The 17,567-nt window shown below is 75.2% G+C and carries 15 protein-coding genes; 13 read left to right on the top strand and 2 right to left on the bottom strand.

What is annotated here, in order from left to right; genetic code table 11:
* Positions 1 to 80 precede the first annotated feature (80 nt).
* Complete coding sequence (locus AC3WUG_RS08940; protein WP_147793688.1) at positions 81 to 521, bottom strand: PaaI family thioesterase; 441 nt, start codon at positions 519 to 521, stop codon at positions 81 to 83.
* Here AC3WUG_RS08940 and polA point away from each other — a divergent pair.
* Positions 520 to 3,222, top strand: coding sequence for a DNA polymerase I (gene polA, locus AC3WUG_RS08935; RefSeq protein ID WP_492327352.1), 2,703 nt, complete (start codon positions 520 to 522; stop codon positions 3,220 to 3,222). The genes AC3WUG_RS08940 and polA overlap by 2 nt on opposite strands.
* 187 nt (positions 3,223 to 3,409) lie before the next feature.
* Here polA and AC3WUG_RS08930 read toward each other — a convergent pair whose 3' ends face one another.
* A complete protein-coding gene (locus AC3WUG_RS08930) occupies positions 3,410 to 4,282 on the bottom strand; it encodes a class I SAM-dependent methyltransferase (protein WP_492327351.1) in 873 nt (290 codons plus the stop codon).
* Positions 4,283 to 4,409: 127 nt separating this feature from the next.
* On the opposite strand from AC3WUG_RS08930, the gene AC3WUG_RS08925 reads away from it, so the two are divergent.
* From AC3WUG_RS08925 to trpC, 12 genes are all read left to right on the top strand, one after another.
* Positions 4,410 to 5,435 carry a 6-phosphofructokinase gene (locus AC3WUG_RS08925; protein ID WP_492327350.1) on the top strand — a complete coding sequence of 342 codons (1,026 nt, stop codon included), beginning with the start codon at positions 4,410 to 4,412 and terminating at the stop codon, positions 5,433 to 5,435.
* Positions 5,436 to 5,597: 162 nt separating this feature from the next.
* Entirely contained in the window at positions 5,598 to 7,094 is a 1,497-nt protein-coding gene (rpsA, locus tag AC3WUG_RS08920; protein WP_492327349.1) for a 30S ribosomal protein S1, read from the top strand.
* A gap of 241 nt (positions 7,095 to 7,335) precedes the next feature.
* Positions 7,336 to 9,249: an ABC transporter ATP-binding protein gene (locus AC3WUG_RS08915; protein ID WP_492327357.1), complete on the top strand. Its 1,914-nt coding sequence runs from the start codon at positions 7,336 to 7,338 to the stop codon at positions 9,247 to 9,249.
* Positions 9,246 to 11,075: an ABC transporter ATP-binding protein gene (locus AC3WUG_RS08910; protein WP_492327348.1), complete on the top strand. Its 1,830-nt coding sequence runs from the start codon at positions 9,246 to 9,248 to the stop codon at positions 11,073 to 11,075. Before AC3WUG_RS08915 ends, AC3WUG_RS08910 begins: the two co-directional genes overlap by 4 nt.
* Before the next feature lie 76 nt (positions 11,076 to 11,151).
* On the top strand, positions 11,152 to 11,571 hold the full coding sequence (gene hisI / locus AC3WUG_RS08905; RefSeq protein ID WP_492327347.1) for a phosphoribosyl-AMP cyclohydrolase: 420 nt from the start codon (positions 11,152 to 11,154) through the stop codon (positions 11,569 to 11,571).
* A complete protein-coding gene (locus AC3WUG_RS08900) occupies positions 11,568 to 13,151 on the top strand; it encodes an anthranilate synthase component I (RefSeq protein ID WP_492327346.1) in 1,584 nt (527 codons plus the stop codon). Before hisI ends, AC3WUG_RS08900 begins: the two co-directional genes overlap by 4 nt.
* A 122-nt stretch (positions 13,152 to 13,273) precedes the next feature.
* A complete protein-coding gene (locus AC3WUG_RS08895) occupies positions 13,274 to 13,879 on the top strand; it encodes a Trp biosynthesis-associated membrane protein (RefSeq protein WP_492327345.1) in 606 nt (201 codons plus the stop codon).
* A gap of 97 nt (positions 13,880 to 13,976) precedes the next feature.
* Complete coding sequence (locus AC3WUG_RS08890) at positions 13,977 to 14,300, top strand: HGxxPAAW family protein (protein ID WP_492327344.1); 324 nt, start codon at positions 13,977 to 13,979, stop codon at positions 14,298 to 14,300.
* 132 nt (positions 14,301 to 14,432) lie between these two features.
* The gene (locus AC3WUG_RS08885) at positions 14,433 to 14,975 is read left to right on the top strand and encodes a DUF4190 domain-containing protein (RefSeq protein ID WP_492327343.1); all 543 of its coding nucleotides are present in this window, start codon (positions 14,433 to 14,435) and stop codon (positions 14,973 to 14,975) included.
* 8 nt (positions 14,976 to 14,983) lie between these two features.
* Positions 14,984 to 15,421 carry a DUF2752 domain-containing protein gene (locus AC3WUG_RS08880; RefSeq protein WP_492327342.1) on the top strand — a complete coding sequence of 146 codons (438 nt, stop codon included), beginning with the start codon at positions 14,984 to 14,986 and terminating at the stop codon, positions 15,419 to 15,421.
* Positions 15,422 to 15,535: 114 nt separating this feature from the next.
* Positions 15,536 to 16,396, top strand: coding sequence for a DUF4190 domain-containing protein (locus tag AC3WUG_RS08875; RefSeq protein WP_492327341.1), 861 nt, complete (start codon positions 15,536 to 15,538; stop codon positions 16,394 to 16,396).
* 283 nt (positions 16,397 to 16,679) lie between these two features.
* Positions 16,680 to 17,495: an indole-3-glycerol phosphate synthase TrpC gene (gene trpC, locus AC3WUG_RS08870; RefSeq protein ID WP_147793678.1), complete on the top strand. Its 816-nt coding sequence runs from the start codon at positions 16,680 to 16,682 to the stop codon at positions 17,493 to 17,495.
* The last annotated feature ends 72 nt before the right edge of the window (positions 17,496 to 17,567 follow it).

Below are 17,567 nucleotides of genomic sequence, written 5' to 3'. Positions count from 1 at the left end.
CCCCCCCCCCCCCCCCCCCCCCCCCCCCCCTCCCCCCCCCCCCCCCCCCCCCCCCGCGCCGCGACCGTGACCGAGGCGGCTCAGGCGGGCCGGGCGTCGATCAGCATGCAGGTGAGCCGCGCCGAGCAGACGCGCCGGCCGCGCGGGTCCGAGACCACCACGTCGTAGGTCGCCACCCGGCCGCCCAGGTGGACCGCGGTCGCGGTCCCCGTCACCACGCCCTCGGTCGCCGACCGGTGGTGCGTGCAGCTCAGCTCGATCCCGACCGCGCGCCGGTCCGGGCCCGCGTGCGCGTTCGCGGCGTAGGAGCCGAGCGTCTCCGCGAGCACCGCCGAGGCGCCGCCGTGCAGCAGCCCGTACGGCTGCACGTTCCCGGCGACCGGCATGGTGCCGACCGCGCGCTCGGCGGACACCTCCTGGATCTCGATGCCCATGCGCTCCATGAGCGTGCCGGGCGGGACGTGGGAGCCGAGGGGCGCGTCGGCGGGGGCGGCGGCGGGCGGCAGGTCGGTGTCAGCCATGCCCGATAGGTTGGCACCCGTGACTGACGCGACGCGACTCCTCCTTGTCGACGGCCACTCGATGGCCTACCGGGCGTTCTTCGCCCTCCCGGTCGACAAGTTCGCCACCTCCACCGGCCAGCCCACCAACGCGGTGTTCGGGTTCGTGTCGATGCTCGCGAACCTGCTGCGGGACGAGGCGCCGACCCACGTGGCGGTCGCGTTCGACGCCGGGCGGACCACGTTCCGCACCGAGCAGTACGAGGAGTACAAGGCCAACCGCTCCGCGTCGCCCGAGCCGTTCCGCGGCCAGGTCGACGTCATCAAGCAGGTCCTCGCGACCATGCACATCCCGACGCTCGACAAGCCGGGCTTCGAGGCCGACGACATCCTCGCGACGCTCGCCCGCCAGGGCGCCGCCGAGGGGATGGACGTGCTCATCTGCTCCGGCGACCGCGACTCGCTGCAGCTCGTGAACGAGCGGGTCACGGTGCTGTACCCGGTCAAGGGCGTCTCCGAGCTCGCGCGGATGACCCCCGAGGCGGTCGAGGCCAAGTACGCCGTCCCGCCGGCCCGGTACCCGGACATCGCCGCGCTGGTCGGCGAGTCCTCCGACAACCTCCCGGGCGTCCCCGGCGTCGGCCCCAAGACGGCCGCCAAGTGGATCGCCACCTACGACGGCCTGCAGGGCATCGTCGCGAACGTCGACAGGATCACCGGCAAGGCGGGGGAGTCGCTGCGCGCGAACCTCGACCAGGTGCTGCTCAACCGCCAGCTCAACCGGCTGCTCGACGACCTGGAGCTGCCCCTCGGCCCGGAGGACCTCGTCGCCCGCCCGTGGGACCGCGAGGCGCTGCACACCATCCTGGACGAGCTGGAGTTCCGCACCCTGCGCGACCGGCTGTTCGCCATGCTCCCGGGCGAGGACGACGGCGCGGGCGAGGTGGCCGGCCCCGCCGAGGGCCCCGTGGTCGTCACGCCCGTCGACGGCGGCCTGGCCGCGTGGCTCGAGCGGCACGCCGGCGCGCGCACCGCGGTGGACGTGCAGGGCTCGGCGTCCCCGGCCGGCGGCGACGCCTGGGGCATCGCGCTCGTCGTCGGCGGCGAGGCGGTGGCCTACGACCTCGCGCAGATCGCCCCGGCCGACGAGGCCGCTCTGGCCGCCTGGCTGGCCGACCCCGCGCAGCCGAAGGCGCTGCACGCGGCCAAGGAGGCGTGGCGCGCGCTCGCCGGCCGCGGGCTGACGCTCGCGGGCGTGGAGTTCGACACCGAGCTCGGCGCGTACCTGCTGCAGCCGGACCGCCGCGGGTACGACCTGTCCGACCTCGCGATCGGCTACCTGCGCCGCGAGCTCGGCGCGGTCGCGGACGAGGCCGGCCAGGGCGCGCTCGACCTGGACCTGGAGGGCTCCTCCGAGGGCACCCGCGGCGCCGTCCGGGCGGCCGCCGTGCTCGACCTGGTCGACGTGCTCGGCGGCCAGCTCGTGGAGCGCGGCGCGGACCACCTGCTCCGCGACGTCGAGCTGCCCCTGGAGGGCGTCCTCGAGCGCATGGAGCACGTCGGCATCGCCGCCGATGCCGGCTACCTGTCGGCGCTGGAGAAGGAGTACGACACCGCGGTGCAGCGCGCCGCGGGCGAGGCGTACGACGCGATCGGGCGGGAGGTGAACCTCGGCTCGCCGAAGCAGCTCCAGGAGGTGCTGTTCGACCAGCTCGACATGCCGAAGACCAAGCGCACCAAGACCGGCTACACCACCGACGCGAACGCGCTGGCGGACCTGTTCGCCCGCACCGGGCACCCGTTCCTGGAGCACCTGCTCGCGCACCGCGACGCCATCCGGCTGCGGCAGACCGTCGAGGGCCTGCTCCGCTCGGTGGCGCCCGACGGCCGGATCCACACGACGTTCCAGCAGACGATCGCGGCGACCGGGCGGCTGTCGTCCACCGACCCGAACCTGCAGAACATCCCGATCCGCACCGAGGCGGGCCGGCAGATCCGCCGGGCGTTCGTCGTCGGCCAGGGCTACGAGACCCTGCTGACCGCGGACTACTCGCAGATCGAGATGCGGATCATGGCGCACCTGTCCGGCGACGAGGGCCTCATCGAGGCGTTCACCGCGGGGGAGGACCTGCACTCCTACGTCGGGTCGCGGGTGTTCGGCGTGCCGACCGACGAGGTCACGAGCGCGCAGCGGTCCAAGATCAAGGCGATGTCCTACGGCCTCGCGTACGGGCTGTCCTCGTACGGCCTGTCGCAGCAGCTGAAGATCGACGTGTCCGAGGCAGCGGCGCTCATGCAGGACTACTTCCACCGGTTCGGCGGCGTGCGCGACTACCTCACCGGCGTGGCGGACGAGGCCCGCGCGACCGGGTACACCGCGACCATCCTCGGTCGCCGGCGGTACCTGCCCGACCTCACCAGCGACAACCGGGTCCGCCGCGAGGCCGCGGAGCGGATGGCGCTGAACGCCCCGATCCAGGGCTCGGCGGCCGACATCATCAAGCTGGCGATGCTCGGCGTGCAGCGCGAGCTCGACGCCCAGGGGCTCGGCAGCCGGCTGCTGCTCCAGGTGCACGACGAGCTCGTGCTCGAGGTGGCCCCGGGTGAGCGGGAGGCGGTGGAGGCGCTGGTCCGCGCGCAGATGGGCGCGGCGTACGACCTGTCGGTGCCGCTAGACGTCTCGGTCGGCGTCGGCGAGAGCTGGCACGCCGCGGGGCACTGAGGTGCGCGAGGTCGTCGCAGCGGCGTGAGGTCGTCACGACGTCATGAGGTCGTCACGACGTCGTGAGGTCGTCACAATCGAGTGACGACCTCACGAGCGAGTGACGACCTCACGAGCTCGCTCGTGACGACCTCACCGGACGCGGGACCTCCGCACGGCTGCGCGTCGACCCCGACCCCGCGCCGCGCTACGCCGGGCGGTGCGCCACGAAGATCGCCGTGCCCGGCAGGTGCCGGCCGCGCAGCGGGCTCCAGCCGCCCCAGGTGCGGTCGTTGTCCTCCGGCCACGCCGGCTCGACGACCCGGTCGAGCACCAGCCCGGCGCCCACCAGGTCCGCCACGTGGTCGCCGATCGTCCGGTGGTACTCGGCGTACAGCACCCGCCCGCGGTCGTCGCGCTCCACGTACGGGCGCCGGTCGAAGTAGGACCGATCGGCGGTGAGCCCGCGCTCGCCGGGGTCGTCGGGGAACGCCCAGCGCACGGGGTGCGTCACCGAGCACACCCAGCGCCCGCCCGGCCGCAGCACCCGCGCCGCCTCGGCGTGCACCCGCCCGGCGTCCGGCACGAACGGGATCGCGCCGTACGCGGTGAACACCACGTCGAAGGACGCGTCCGGGAACGGCAGCGCCCGGGCGTCGGCCTGCACCAGCGGCACCGTCGCCGCCCGCCCGGCCACCGGACCCGCCTCGCGCGCGGGGTCGCCGGCGAGCCGGCGGTCGAGCTCCTGCGCGGCGGCGAGCATGCCGCCGGAGACGTCGGTCGCGACCGCCCGGGCGCCGCGCGCGGCCAGCCACCGGGAGCACTGCGCGGCACCCGCCCCGACCTCCAGCACGCGGCGCCCCGCGACGTCGCCCAGGAGCCCTGCCTCGGACTCCCGCAGGCCCTCCGGGCACCACAGGAAGTCGTCGTCGCCGAGGAACGCGCCGTGCTCGTCGAGGTAGTCGCCGGCGTTCGCGTCCCACCAGCGCCGCCCCGCGCCCTCGGTCGCGGCGGCGGGGACGTCGAGGTAGCCGGCCGCGGCGAGCCGGGGGTCGGTGCTGTCGTCGGTGCTGTCCGTCACCCGCACGACGGTAGCCCGGCGAATCGCCCGGGACCTCCGGCTCACAGGTGGGCACGCCCGGCCCGGATAGCCTGGTCGGGCCGCGCGAGGGCGCCGCGGCCCACCACCTTCCGAAGGAGACTCCAGCGTGCGTGTCGGACTGCTCACCGGCGGGGGCGACGTCCCCGGTCTGAACGCGGCCATCCGCGCCGTCGTCAAGCGCGGGGAGGGGGAGTACGGGCACTCGATCATCGGCTTCCGCAACGGGTGGCGCGGCGTCGTCGACGGCGACATCGTCCCGCTCAGCCGCAACCACATCCGCAACGTCCTGCCGGTCGGCGGCACGCTGCTCGGCACCGCGCGGTTCCACCCCCACTCCTCCGACGGCGGCCTGGACGCGGTGCTGGCGACGCTCGAGGCCGAGCGGATCGAGGCGCTCATCTGCATCGGCGGCGACGGCACGCTGCACGCGGCGTCGAAGGTCGCCGAGGCGGGCGTGAAGATCGTCGCGATCCCCAAGACGATCGACAACGACGTGTGGGGCACCGACCGGTCCATCGGCTTCGACACCGCGGTCGAGATCGCCACCGAGGCGATCGACCGGGTGCACACCACTGCCGAGTCGCACAACCGTGTGATGATCGTCGAGGTCATGGGCCGCAGCGCCGGCTGGATCGCGGTGACCGCGGGCATCGCCGGCGGCGCGGAGGTCGTGCTGGCCCCCGAGGAGCCGTTCGACATCGACAAGGTCATCAAGTTCCTCAAGCACCGGCACCGCGCGCACGCGAACTTCTCGATCGTGGTCGTCGCCGAGGGCGCCGTGCCGGCCGAGGGCACCTCGATGTCCTACGAGGCGCCGGTCGGCCAGTTCGGCGAGATCGTCGCCGGCGCGATCACCGCGCGGGTCAAGGCGGAGATCGAGCAGCGCACCGGGTTCGACACCCGGGTGACGGTGCTCGGCCACGTGCAGCGCGGCGGCAGCCCGGTGCCCGCGGACCGCATCCTGGGCAGCCGGTTCGGCGTGGCGGCCATCGACGCGATCAGCCGCGGCGAGACGGACGTGATGACGGCGCTGCGCGGCGACGAGGTCGTGCTGGTGCCGCTGCAGGAGATCGCCGGCAAGGTCAAGCGGGTCCCGACCGAGCTGCTGCAGGTGGTCCGGGCCCTGGCCTGAGCCGCCGCGGCCGAGCCGCCCGGGGCGCCGTCACCGGCACCCCGGGCGGCTTTGACCCGCTGTCGTCGGGACGGGTAAGGTGTTCGCCGGTGTGGCGTGCCGTCTGGCGCCTCGCCGAACCCGTTCCCACTACTTCATGTCCGCATCGGAGCCCATCCCTACATGAGCATCTCCACCCCCGCCAAGCCCGGCACCCCGCAGGTCGCGGTCAACGACATCGGCTCGGCCGAGGACTTCCTCGCCGCCGTCGACGCCACGATCAAGTACTTCAACGACGGCGACATCGTCGAGGGCACCATCGTCAAGGTCGACCGCGACGAGGTCCTGCTCGACATCGGTTACAAGACCGAGGGCGTCATCCCGTCCCGCGAGCTCTCCATCAAGCACGACGTGGACCCGGGCGAGGTCGTCAAGGTCGGTGACGAGGTCGAGGCCCTCGTCCTCCAGAAGGAGGACAAGGAGGGTCGTCTGATCCTGTCCAAGAAGCGCGCCCAGTACGAGCGCGCCTGGGGCACGATCGAGAAGATCAAGGAGGAGGACGGCGTCGTCACCGGCACCGTCATCGAGGTGGTCAAGGGTGGCCTCATCCTCGACATCGGCCTCCGCGGCTTCCTCCCGGCCTCCCTCGTGGAGATGCGTCGTGTCCGCGACCTCCAGCCGTACGTCGGCAAGGAGATCGAGGCGAAGATCATCGAGCTCGACAAGAACCGCAACAACGTGGTCCTGTCGCGCCGCGCGTGGCTCGAGCAGACGCAGTCCGAGGTCCGCTCCACCTTCCTGCAGACCCTGCAGAAGGGCCAGGTGCGCCCCGGTGTCGTGTCCTCGATCGTCAACTTCGGTGCGTTCGTCGACCTGGGCGGCGTGGACGGCCTCGTGCACGTCTCCGAGCTGTCCTGGAAGCACATCGACCACCCGTCCGAGGTCGTCGAGGTCGGCCAGGAGGTCACGGTCGAGGTCCTCGACGTCGACTTCGACCGCGAGCGGGTCTCCCTGTCGCTGAAGGCGACGCAGGAGGACCCGTGGCAGGCCTTCGCCCGGACGCACGCCATCGGCCAGGTCGTCCCCGGCAAGGTCACCAAGCTCGTCCCGTTCGGTGCGTTCGTGCGCGTCGAGGACGGCATCGAGGGCCTGGTGCACATCTCGGAGCTGGCCGTGCGCCACGTCGAGATCCCGGAGCAGGTCGTCCAGGTCGGCGACGACGTGTTCGTCAAGGTCATCGACATCGACCTGGAGCGCCGCCGCATCTCGCTGTCGCTCAAGCAGGCGAACGAGGGCTTCGACCCGACCTCCGAGGACTTCGACCCCGCGCTGTACGGCATGGCGGCCGAGTACGACGAGGAGGGGAACTACAAGTACCCCGAGGGCTTCGACCCGACCACGAACGAGTGGCTCGAGGGCTACGAGTCCCAGCGCGAGACCTGGGAGGCGCAGTACGCCCAGGCCCACGAGCGCTGGGAGGCGCACCGCAAGCAGGTCCTGGACGCCGTCCAGGCCGACGCGGAGGCCGCTCAGGGTGGTGGCGACGCCGCCGCCTCGAGCTCGTCGTCGTCCTCCTCGTCGTCGTCCTCGTACTCCTCGGCCCCGGCCCAGGAGGCGACCGGCACGCTCGCGTCGGACGAGGCCCTGGCCGCGCTCCGCGAGAAGCTCACCGGCAACTGAGCCGACCGCCGGGCGTCCAGCCCGGCCACCGGTCCGACGGGCCGGCCACCTCCGGGTGGCCGGCCCGTCGGCGTTCCCGGGCACGGTCGCCGGGACCGCCCGCCGAGCCCGGTCGTCGTCTCACCTGGTGCGACCCCGCCGTCTCACCTGTGGGTGGCCCGTGAGAGGATCGACGGCGCCGCCACCTCTTCTCGTGAAAGGCCGTGCTGTGCCCGCGCGCTCCACCACGCCCCGTCCGGCGATGCTCACCGGGTCGGTGCTGCGGCGCTCCCTGCTGCTGCTCGGGCGCGGCATCGCCTCCCAGCCGCGGACGTACGTGCTGGCCATCGGCACCTCGGCCGCCTACGGCGCGCTGACGGTCGCGATCAGCCGGGTGCTCGGCTGGGCGACCGACAGCGTGGTCGTCCCGGCGCTGGGCGGGGACCCCGACGCGCGCGGCCGGATCTGGGTCGCGGGCGGCGTGCTCGCCCTGGTCGCGGTCTCGCTGGCCGCGGCCGTCGCGGGCCGCCGGATCTTCGCCGGCATGGGCGTGGCGGACCAGCAGGCGATGCACCGCCGCGCGGTCACCCGGCAGTACCTGCGGCTCCCGATGACGTGGCACCGCGCGCACCCCACGGGCCAGCTGCTGTCCAACGCCTCCGCCGACGTCGAGGCGGCCACCGGCGTGTTCAACCCGCTCCCGTTCGCGCTGGGCGTCGTCGTGATGATCGGCGTCGCCGCCGTCGCGCTGTTCAGCACCGACGTGTGGCTGGCGGTGGCCGCGATGGCCGTGCTGCCGGCCGCGGTGGTGGCCAACCTGGTCTTCCAGCGCCGGATGTCCCCGGCCGCGACCCGCGCGCAGCAGCTGCGCGCCGAGGTCGCCGACATCGCCCACGAGAGCTTCGAGGCCGCGCTGCTGGTCAAGTCGCTCGGCACGGAGGAGCGCGAGGAGCGCCGGTTCGCCGAGCGCGCCGGGCAGCTCCGGGACGCGAACGTGCGGGTGGGCGTCGTGCGGGCCTACTTCGACCCGGTCATCGACATGCTGCCCAACCTCGGGACGCTGCTCGTCCTGCTGGTCGGTGTCTGGCGGGTGCAGTCCGGCGCGGTCGGCACGGGCGACATCGTCTCGGCCGCCTACCTGCTCACGCTCATGGCGGTGCCCGTGCGGGCGTTCGGCTGGGTGCTCGGCGAGCTGCCGCGCGGCCTGGTCGGGCACGAGCGCGTCGCCCGGGTGGTCGACGCCGAGGGTGAGCTCGTCGCCGGCGCGCGGCCGCTGACCCGGGGCGCGGGCGGCGGCGCCGCGCTCAGGCTGTCCGGCGTCGGCGTGCAGGTGCCCGGTCCCGCGGGCCCGATCGAGCTGCTCGGCGGCGTCGACCTGGACGTCGCGCCCGGCCGGGTCGTCGCGGTCGTCGGCCCGACCGGCGCCGGCAAGACCACGCTCGTCTCGCTCGTGCCCCGGCTGACCGACCCCAGCACCGGAACCGTCGAGGTCGACGGCACCGACGTGCGGGACCTGGTGCCCGGCGACCTCACCGACCAGGTGGTGCTGGTCGGCCAGCAGACGTTCGTGTTCGAAGACACCGTGCGCGGCAACGTCACGCTGCGCGACGCGGACGACCCGGACGCGCCCTCCGACGACGAGGTGTGGGCCGCGCTGCGGCTCGCCCGGGTCGACGGCGTGGTGCGCGACCTGCCCGGCGGCCTGGACGCGCGGCTGGGCGAGCGGGGCTCGAACCTGTCCGGCGGCCAGCGGCAGCGGCTCGCGATCGCGCGCGCCCTGGTGCGCCGGCCGCGGCTGCTCGTGCTCGACGACGCGACCTCGGCCGTCGACCCGCGGGTGGAGCAGGACATCCTCACCGGCCTCCGGGCGCACGCCGACGGCGACGCCGGCGGGCCGACCGTGCTGCTGGTGGCGTACCGGATGTCGTCGGTGCTGCTCGCGGACGAGGTGGTGCACCTGGCCGGCGGCCGGGTCGTCGACCACGGCACGCACGCCGAGCTGCTCGCCCGGGACCCCGGGTACGCCGACCTCGCGACCGCCTACGAGCAGGAGTCCGAGCGGCGCGCGGCCCGCCGGGCCGAGGCGCTGGACGCGGAGGCAGCGGCCGCCGACGAGCGCGCCGACGCGCACGAGCACGAGGACGAGGACGAGCTGGACGCGGAGGGGGCCCGATGAGCGCCGAGCAGCAGGCCGAGGCGCAGGCCGGCCTGGGCGGCACGCACCGCGGGGTCATGGGCACCCTGCGCCGGGGCATCGAGGTGTCCCCGCAGCTGGTGCAGGGCATCGGGGTGACGTTCCTGCTCGCGACGCTCGCCGCCGCGGGCAAGGTCGTCGTGCCGATCGCGGTCCAGCAGGTGATGGACACCGGCATCCTCGCCGAGGGTGGCCCCGACGTGCGCCGGGTCGTGACCCTGGTGCTGGCCGCGACCCTCGCGCTGGTCGCGGGCGGCCTGTGCTCCGCGCTGGTCAACGTGCGGCTGTTCCGCGCCAGCGAGGCGGGCCTGGCCCAGCTCCGGGTGCGCGCGTTCCGGCACGTGCACGACCTGTCGGTGCTGACCCAGAACACCGAGCGGCGCGGCTCCCTGGTGTCGCGCGTGACCTCCGACGTCGACACCATCTCGATGTTCGTGCAGTGGGGCGGCATCATGCTGCTCGTCTCCACGCTGCAGGTGCTGGTCGCGACCGTGCTGATGGCGGTCTACTCCTGGCAGCTGACCATCCTCGTCTGGCTGTGCTTCGGGCCGCTGGTGCTCGCGCTGCGCCCGCTCCAGCGCCGGGTCAACGTCGCCTACACGACCGTCCGCGAGCGGGTCGGCGCCATGCTGGGCGCGGTGTCGGAGGCCGTCGTCGGCGCCGAGACCATCCGCGCGTACGGCGTGCAGCGGCGGGTGCAGAAGAACGTCGACGAGCGCATCGGTGCCACGCGGAACGCCATGGTCCGCGCGCAGAACACGGTGTCGCTGGTGTTCTCCTCCGGCGTGCTGGTCGCGAACCTGGTGCTGGCGGTCGTGGTCGTCGCGGGCACCGCCCTCGGCGTCGCGGGCGACCTCAGCGTGGGCAAGCTGCTCGCGTTCCTGTTCCTCGTGCAGCTGTTCACCGGCCCGGTGCAGCAGGCCACCGAGGTGCTCAACGAGCTGCAGAACGCGGTCGCCGGCTGGCGGCGGGTGCTCGGCATCATCGACACGCCCGTGCAGGTCGCCGACCCGGGCGCCCGCGGGGTGCCGTCCCCGCGCGGCCCGGCCGCGGTCGAGCTGCAGGGCGTGGGCTTCGCCTACCCGGACGGCCCGCCGGTGCTGCACGAGGTCGACCTGCACCTGCCCGCCGGCCGCTCCGTCGCGGTCGTGGGCGCCACCGGCTCGGGCAAGACGACGATCGCCAAGCTCGTCACGCGCCTGATGGACCCGACGCGCGGCGCGGTGCTGCTCGACGGCACCGACCTGCGCACCGTCCGCACCGAGGACCTGCGCCGCCGGGTGGTCATGGTGCCGCAGGAGGGCTTCCTGTTCGACGCCACGCTCGCGGAGAACCTGGTCTACGGCCTGCGCGACGGCGACGACCACGCGGCGCCCACGCCGGCGGAGGCCGAGCCCCGGCTGCGCGCCGCGCTGGCCGAGCTCGGGCTGACCGACTGGGTCGCCGAGCTGCCGTCCGGCCTGCACACGCCGGTCGGCCAGCGCGGCGAGGCGCTGTCGGCGGGGGAGCGGCAGCTCGTGGCGCTGACCCGCGCCTACCTCGCGGACGCCGACCTGCTCGTGCTGGACGAGGCGACCTCCGCGGTCGACCCGGCCACCGAGGTGCGGATCGCCCGGGCGCTCGACTCGCTGACCACCGGCCGCAGCACCGTGACGATCGCGCACCGGCTGTCGACGGCCGAGGCGGCGGACCTCGTGGTCGTGGTCGACGCGGGGCACGTCGTGGAGTTCGGCCCGCACGAGGACCTCGTGGCGCGGGACGGCGTCTACGCCGCGATGCACCGGGCGTGGGTGGCCCAGACCCGCTGACCGCCCGCTCGCGCCGACCGACCGTGCCGACCGGCCGCTCGCGGGTCAGGACGCGCGGCGTGGGAGGATCGGGGGCGTGAGCGAGACGCAGACCCCCGCCCCCGCGGGCACCCCCAGCCCCCTCGACCCGGAGCTCGCCGCGCGCCTGCGCCGGGACGCGTCCGGCCTGGTCGCCGCGGTGGTGCAGCAGCACGACACCGGCGAGGTGCTCATGCTCGGCTGGATGGACGACGAGGCGCTGCACCGCACGCTCACCGGCGGCCGCGTCGTGTTCTGGAGCCGGTCGCGGCAGGAGTACTGGCGCAAGGGCGACACCTCCGGGCACGCCCAGTACGTGAAGTCCGTCGCGCTCGACTGCGACGGCGACGCGCTGCTCGTCCGGGTCGACCAGGTGGGCGCTGCCTGCCACACCGGGACGCGCACCTGCTTCGAGGCGGGCGGCTCGCTCGGCGCCGTCGTCGGCGAGCGGCCGGACGCGACGGAGCAGCACGGATGACCGCCGCGACCCCGGGCGCGCCCGCCGCCCCCGCGACGACCCCGGTGGACGTGCCCTGGGGGACGACCTGGCCCGCGCTCGGCGAGTTCCGCGACCTCGCCGCCTCGCGGAGGGTCATCCCGGTCGTGCGCCGGCTGCTCGCCGACGACACCACGCCCGTCGGCCTGTACCGCACGCTCGCGGCCGGCCGCCCGGGCACCTTCGTCCTCGAGTCGGCCGAGCAGGACGGGTCCTGGTCCCGGTGGTCGTTCGTCGGCGTGCGGTCCCGGGCGACGCTGACGGTGCGCGACGGCCGCGCGGTGTGGACGGGCGACGTCCCCGCCGGGGTCCCGACGGAGGGCGACCCGCTGTCCGTGCTCGGCCAGACGCTCGAGGTGCTCCGCACGCCCGCCGTCCCCGGGCTGCCCCCGCTCACCGGCGGCCTGGTCGGCGCGCTCGGCTGGGACGTCGTGCGGCACTGGGAGCCGACGCTGCCCGCCGCGGCCCCCGACGAGCTCGGCGTGCCCGAGATGACGCTGCTGCTGGCGAGCGACCTCGCGGTGACCGACCACCGGGACGGCTCCGTCTGGCTGGTGGCGAACGCGATCAACTTCGACGGGACCGACGCGCGGGTGGACGAGGCGCACGCCGACGCCGTCGCGCGGCTGGACGCGATGCAGGAGGCGCTGCTCCGCCCGGCCGCGCCCGCCGCCGCGCACCTGGTGGACGCGCCCGCGCCGGAGCTGGAGTTCCGGTCGACCGCGGCGGAGTACGAGGCCGCGGTCGCGCGCGGCCAGGAGGCCATCGTCGACGGCGAGGTGTTCCAGGTGGTGCTGTCGCAGCGCCTCGACCTGGACTGCCCGGCCGCGCCGCTCGACGTCTACCGCGTGCTCCGGACGATCAACCCGAGCCCGTACATGTACTACCTGCAGCTGCAGGACGCGGACGGGCGGGACTTCGCCGTGGTCGGGTCGAGCCCGGAGACGCTGGTCAAGGTCACCGAGGGGCACGTCACGACGTTCCCGATCGCGGGCTCCCGGCCGCGCGGCGCCACGCCCGAGGAGGACCGCGCGCTGCACGACGAGCTGCTGGCCGACCCCAAGGAGCGGGCCGAGCACCTCATGCTGGTCGACCTGAGCCGCAACGACCTGGTCAAGGTCTGCGAGCCCGCGACCGTCGAGGTCGTCGAGTTCATGGCGGTGCGGCGGTTCAGCCACATCATGCACATCTGCTCGACCGTCGTCGGCCGGCTGCGCGCCGGGGCGACCGCGCTCGGGGCGTTCACCGCGACGTTCCCGGCCGGCACGCTCTCCGGTGCGCCGAAGCCGCGCGCGATCGCCCTGATCGACGAGATCGAGCCCGCGCGCCGCGGCATCTACGGCGGCACGGTCGGCTACTTCGACCTGGCGGGCGACATGGACATGGCGATCGCGATCCGCACCGCGCTCATCCGGGACGGCCGGGCGAGCGTCCAGGCCGGCGCCGGGATCGTCGCCGACTCCGTGCCGGCCGCCGAGTACCAGGAGTCCCGGGACAAGGCCGCGGCCGCGGTGCGCGCGGTGCAGGTCGCGGCCCGGCTCCGGGCGGTCGGGGCGCCGTGACCGGGCCGGTGGGCGGCGGGGCCGGGCGCGACGCGGCTGCGGGCGGTGCGGCGGCGGGTGGTGCGGCGGCGGCCGGCGGGGGAGCGCCGGAGCCGCGGGCGCGCGGCCGGCGGGGCCGCTGGGTGCTCGTCCTGCTCCTGCTCTCCGGGCTGGTGGCGCTGACCGCGCTGCCGGTGTGGATCACCGCGACCGGCGCGAACGCGCTCGGCGACGCGGTGGCGATCGCCGTCCGCGGCACGGTCGCCGCGCCGGGCCTGGTCGCCGCCGCGCTGGTGCTGCTCGCCGCCGCGGGCGCGCTCGGGCTCGTCGGCCGGGTCGGGCGGTGGGTCGTGGTGGTCGTGGTCGCCGCCGCCGGCGCGCTGGTGGTGGCCTCGGCGCTGGGCGTGCGGCCGGGGGCGACGGCCACGGCCGAGCGCGCCGCGGCGGACGCCACCGGCGTGTCGAACCTCACGGGGACGGTCCAGGTGGCCGTCTGGCCGTGGCTCGCCGCCGCGCTGGGGGTGGTCGTCGTCGCCGCGGCCGCGGGGCTCGGCCGGGCGTCCGCGCGCTGGGTCGCGCCGACGGACCGCTACGAGCGCGCCGGCACCGGGACCGCCGCGTCCGCGGGGGCCGCAGGGGTCGCGGGCGGCGCGGGGACCGGCGCCGGGACGGCGCCCGCGGACGGCGACGCCGGGCCCGACGAGCGCAGCACCTGGGACGCGCTGACCCGCGGCGACGACCCGACCTGAACCCCGCGCGCCGGTCCCGGCGGCCGCGCGCCCGACCTGAGCAGGCCACCGTGGTCCGCTAGGGTTTGCGACACACAGTCATGAAAGGTGTTCCACGATGGTCGAGCAGTCGCTCAGTTCTTCCGGCGTCGTGACCGGGCGTGCCCAGCAGGTCCCGGGGACGGAGACGCTGCGGCTGCCGCCGAAGGCGCCGCCGACCAACCACGGGCACACCACCGCCGCCTGGACGACCACGGTCGTCGTCCTCGTCGGCTCGACGGCCGGCGCGCTCGGCCTGATCTTCGCGCTCATGTGGCTGTTCTGGGCCGGCCTCGCCGTCGCCCTGCTCGGCGTCGTCGTCGGCAAGGTCATGCAGGTGCTCGGCTACGGCCAGGGCGGCAAGCACACCCTCGAGAAGGCCCGTCGCACCGGCGGTCACTGAGGTCCGACCCCCGGTCGCGCGCCGGGACGCGGTGGACGCCGGGCGTCCGCTCCGGTACACCTGTGGGGATGTCGGACGGCCGCCCACCAGGGCGGACGCCGCGCCTGAACCCCCCCGATGGAGGAGCCGATCATGTCGACCCCGAACCAGCCCCAGGACCCGTACTCCGCCCCCGACGGGCAGGGGTCCGGCGACCAGTCCGGCGCCACGCCGCAGTACCCGGGCAGCACGCCCGGCGCGGGTGACCCGTACGGGCAGTCCGGCCAGGGCGGCGGCGTGCCGCAGTACGGCTCGTACGCGGGCGGCGACCAGGGCCAGGGCGGCTACCCGCAGGCCGGCGGCTACGGCCAGCCCGCCTACCCGGGCGGCGCGCAGGGCTACGGCGCGGGCTTCTACCCGAAGAACAACCTCGCCGTGTGGTCGCTGGTGCTCGGCATCGTCGGGTTCTTCGTCTGCTCGATCCTCACCAGCATCCCCGGCATCATCGTCGGCTCGAAGGCGAAGCAGGCCGTGGCCCGCGGCGAGGCGAACAACGGCTCGCTCGCCAACGCCGGCTACATCGTGTCCTGGGTGGTGACGGGCCTGCAGGTGATCGGCCTGATCTTCCTGATCATCGCGATCGCGACCGGCGGCTTCGCGGCGTACCTCGACACCATCGACAGCTCGACGTACTGACGCGTCCCGTGGCCACGGCCGCCCCTCCCGAGACCCTCGCGCCCCGCGCGCGGCTGCGCGCCGCCCGGGCGCCGCTGCTGGTCGCGGGCGGGGCGGCCGTCGCCGCGCTCGGGCTCGTGCTGGTCGACCCGCACGAGCCCGGCTCGTGGGGCGCCTGCCCGCTGTACGCCCTCACGGGCCTGTACTGCGCCGGCTGCGGCGGCCTGCGCGCGACGCACGACCTGCTCGTCGGCGACGTGGCCGGCGCGTGGGCGATGAACCCGCTGTGGGTGCTGCTCGTGCCCGTGCTCGTCGGGCTGTGGGTGCGCTGGACGGCGCGGGCGCTGCGGTCCGGCCGGCGGGCCGCCGCGCCGCCGGCCCGGGTGGCGATCGCCGCGGCGGCCGTCGTCGTGGTCTACAGCGTCGCCCGCAACGTCCCGGCCTGGGCGGGCGTCCTCGCGCCGTGACCCGGCACGCGGCGGGCGGGTGAATCGGCGGGTTGTCGGCCCGCGGGGCCCGGGCGCGTCCCTAGGATGCCGAGCGGCGCGCCGCGCGCCGACCCAGCCACCAGGAGGCCGCCCGTGACCACGCCCGACCAGCCCACGGACCCGTACCGCGAGCAGCCGGGCGACGGCGGCGCGGGCGACGGCGACCGGCCCGCGTGGGACCAGCCGGGCGCCGGCTCGGGCTCGGGCGGGTACGGCGGGGTCGACCCGTACCCCGCGCCGGGGCCGTACGGGCAGCAGCAGCCGTACGGTGCGCCCGACCCGTACGCGGCGCAGCAGCCGTACGGGCAGCAGCCCTCCGGGGCGCCGGACCCGTACCAGGCGCAGCAGCCGTACGGGCAGCAGCCGTACGGTGCGCCCGACCCGTACGCCGCGCAGCAGCCGTACGGCCAGCAGCAGCCCTACGGCGCACCGGACCTGTACGCGGCGCAGCAGCCGTACGGCCAGCAGCAGCCCTACGGCGCGCCCGATCCGTACGCCGCGCAGCAGCCGTACGGCCAGGCGCCCGGTTACGGCGAGCAGCCCGGCTACGGCCAGCAGCCCTACGCCCAGCAGCCCTACGGCCAGGACCCCTACGCCGCCCAGCCGCCGGCGGCCCCGGCCTACCCCGGCGGGTACCCCGCGGCGCCGTACGGCGGCTACCCGGGCGGCTCGTACGTGCCGGTGTACGGCTACCCCAAGAACAGCCTGGGCGTCTGGTCGCTGGCGCTCGGCATCGCGAGCTTCGTGTGCTTCGGGCCGCTCGCGGGCATCCCGGCGATCATCACCGGCGTGCTCGGCCGCAGGGCGGCGCAGCGCGGCGAGGCGAACAACGCGGGCCTGTCGCTGGCGGGCATCATCCTGGGCTCGATCATCTCCGCGGGCTGGATCGTGTTCTTCCTCATCGGGGTGGCGGGCTCGTTCTCCAGCCCGTCGACCACGTACTACGGCTACTGACCCTCCCGTCGCCCGTTCGTCGAGATCGGTGCTCCGCGCCGAGATCGGTGGCTGCACGCACCGATCTCGCGCGGGACGTCCGATCTCGCCGCGCGCGGGTCGCCCCGTGTCCCACCCGGTGGCCCCGTGGTCGGGAGTGGTGCGCCGCGCCCGTACGATGGCCGAGGTGGTCGGACGAGACCCGCGTCACGGTGGTCAGCCGCGACCGGTCCCGCCGAGGAGCCCCGCCGGCTCCCGCGCCCTGAGGCGTGCCGCCGCCGATCTCGGGGGAGAAGAGACGCCGATGGGCACCGTGCTGGACGACATCGTGGCTGGCGTGCGCGAGGACCTCGCCGTGCGCGAGGCCGCCACGCCCCTGGCCGAGCTCAAGGAGCGCGCGGCGCGCGTCCCCGGTGCCATCGACTGCGTGTCGCGGCTGCGCGTCGAGGACGCGGTGACCGTGATCGCCGAGGTCAAGCGGTCCAGCCCGTCGAAGGGCGCGCTCGCGACCATCACGGACCCGGCCGCGCTCGCCGCGGAGTACGAGAAGGGCGGCGCGACCGTCATCTCGGTGCTCACCGAGCAGCGGAAGTTCAACGGCAGCCTGGCGGACCTCGACAGCGTCCGCGCCGCCGTGGACATCCCGGTGCTGCGCAAGGACTTCGTCGTCACGCCGTACCAGGTGTGGGAGGCGCGGGCGCACGGGGCGGACCTGGTCCTGCTGATCGTCGCCGCGCTGGAGCAGACGGTGCTGACCTCGCTCGTCGAGCGGGTGCACTCCCTGGGCATGACCGCCCTGGTCGAGGTGCACGACGCCGAGGAGGTCGTGCGGGCGGTCGACGCCGGCGCGCGGGTCATCGGCGTGAACGCGCGGAACCTCAAGACGCTCGAGGTGGACCGCGGCACGTTCGCCCGGGTCGCCCCGGCGATCCCGGCCGACGTGGTCAAGGTCGCCGAGTCCGGCGTGCGCGGGCCGCACGACGTCATGGACTACGCCCGGGCCGGCGCGGACGCCGTGCTGGTCGGCGAGGCCCTGGTCACGGACGACGCGCCGCGTCAGTCCGTCGCGGACCTGGTGGCGGCGGGCGCGCACCCGTCGCTGCGCGCGGTCCGGCAGTAGCCACCGGCCCGGCCCCTCGCGGCCGGACCGACCCCAGCGAGGGCGGCCGCCGCAGCGCGGCCCCGCAGCACG

The sequence above is a fragment of the Cellulomonas sp. EB106-03-03-XG116 genome (assembly GCF_058792015.1).
Note: the sequence above shows the minus strand (reverse complement) of the source record. Positions and strands in the feature narration are given on the sequence as shown.

Excerpts from the sequence above, each read along its gene's own strand:
- polA (WP_492327352.1), top strand. The coding sequence starts at position 520 with ATGCCCGATAGGTTGGCACCCGTGACTGACGCGACGCGACTCCTCCTT.
- AC3WUG_RS08940 (WP_147793688.1), bottom strand. The coding sequence starts at position 521 with ATGGCTGACACCGACCTGCCGCCCGCCGCCGCCCCCGCCGACGCGCCC.
- rpsA (WP_492327349.1), top strand. The coding sequence starts at position 5,598 with ATGAGCATCTCCACCCCCGCCAAGCCCGGCACCCCGCAGGTCGCGGTC.
- AC3WUG_RS08915 (WP_492327357.1), top strand. The coding sequence starts at position 7,336 with ATGCTCACCGGGTCGGTGCTGCGGCGCTCCCTGCTGCTGCTCGGGCGC.
- AC3WUG_RS08910 (WP_492327348.1), top strand. The coding sequence starts at position 9,246 with ATGAGCGCCGAGCAGCAGGCCGAGGCGCAGGCCGGCCTGGGCGGCACG.
- AC3WUG_RS08900 (WP_492327346.1), top strand. The coding sequence starts at position 11,568 with ATGACCGCCGCGACCCCGGGCGCGCCCGCCGCCCCCGCGACGACCCCG.
- AC3WUG_RS08890 (WP_492327344.1), top strand. The coding sequence starts at position 13,977 with ATGGTCGAGCAGTCGCTCAGTTCTTCCGGCGTCGTGACCGGGCGTGCC.
- AC3WUG_RS08885 (WP_492327343.1), top strand. The coding sequence starts at position 14,433 with ATGTCGACCCCGAACCAGCCCCAGGACCCGTACTCCGCCCCCGACGGG.
- trpC (WP_147793678.1), top strand. The coding sequence starts at position 16,680 with ATGGGCACCGTGCTGGACGACATCGTGGCTGGCGTGCGCGAGGACCTC.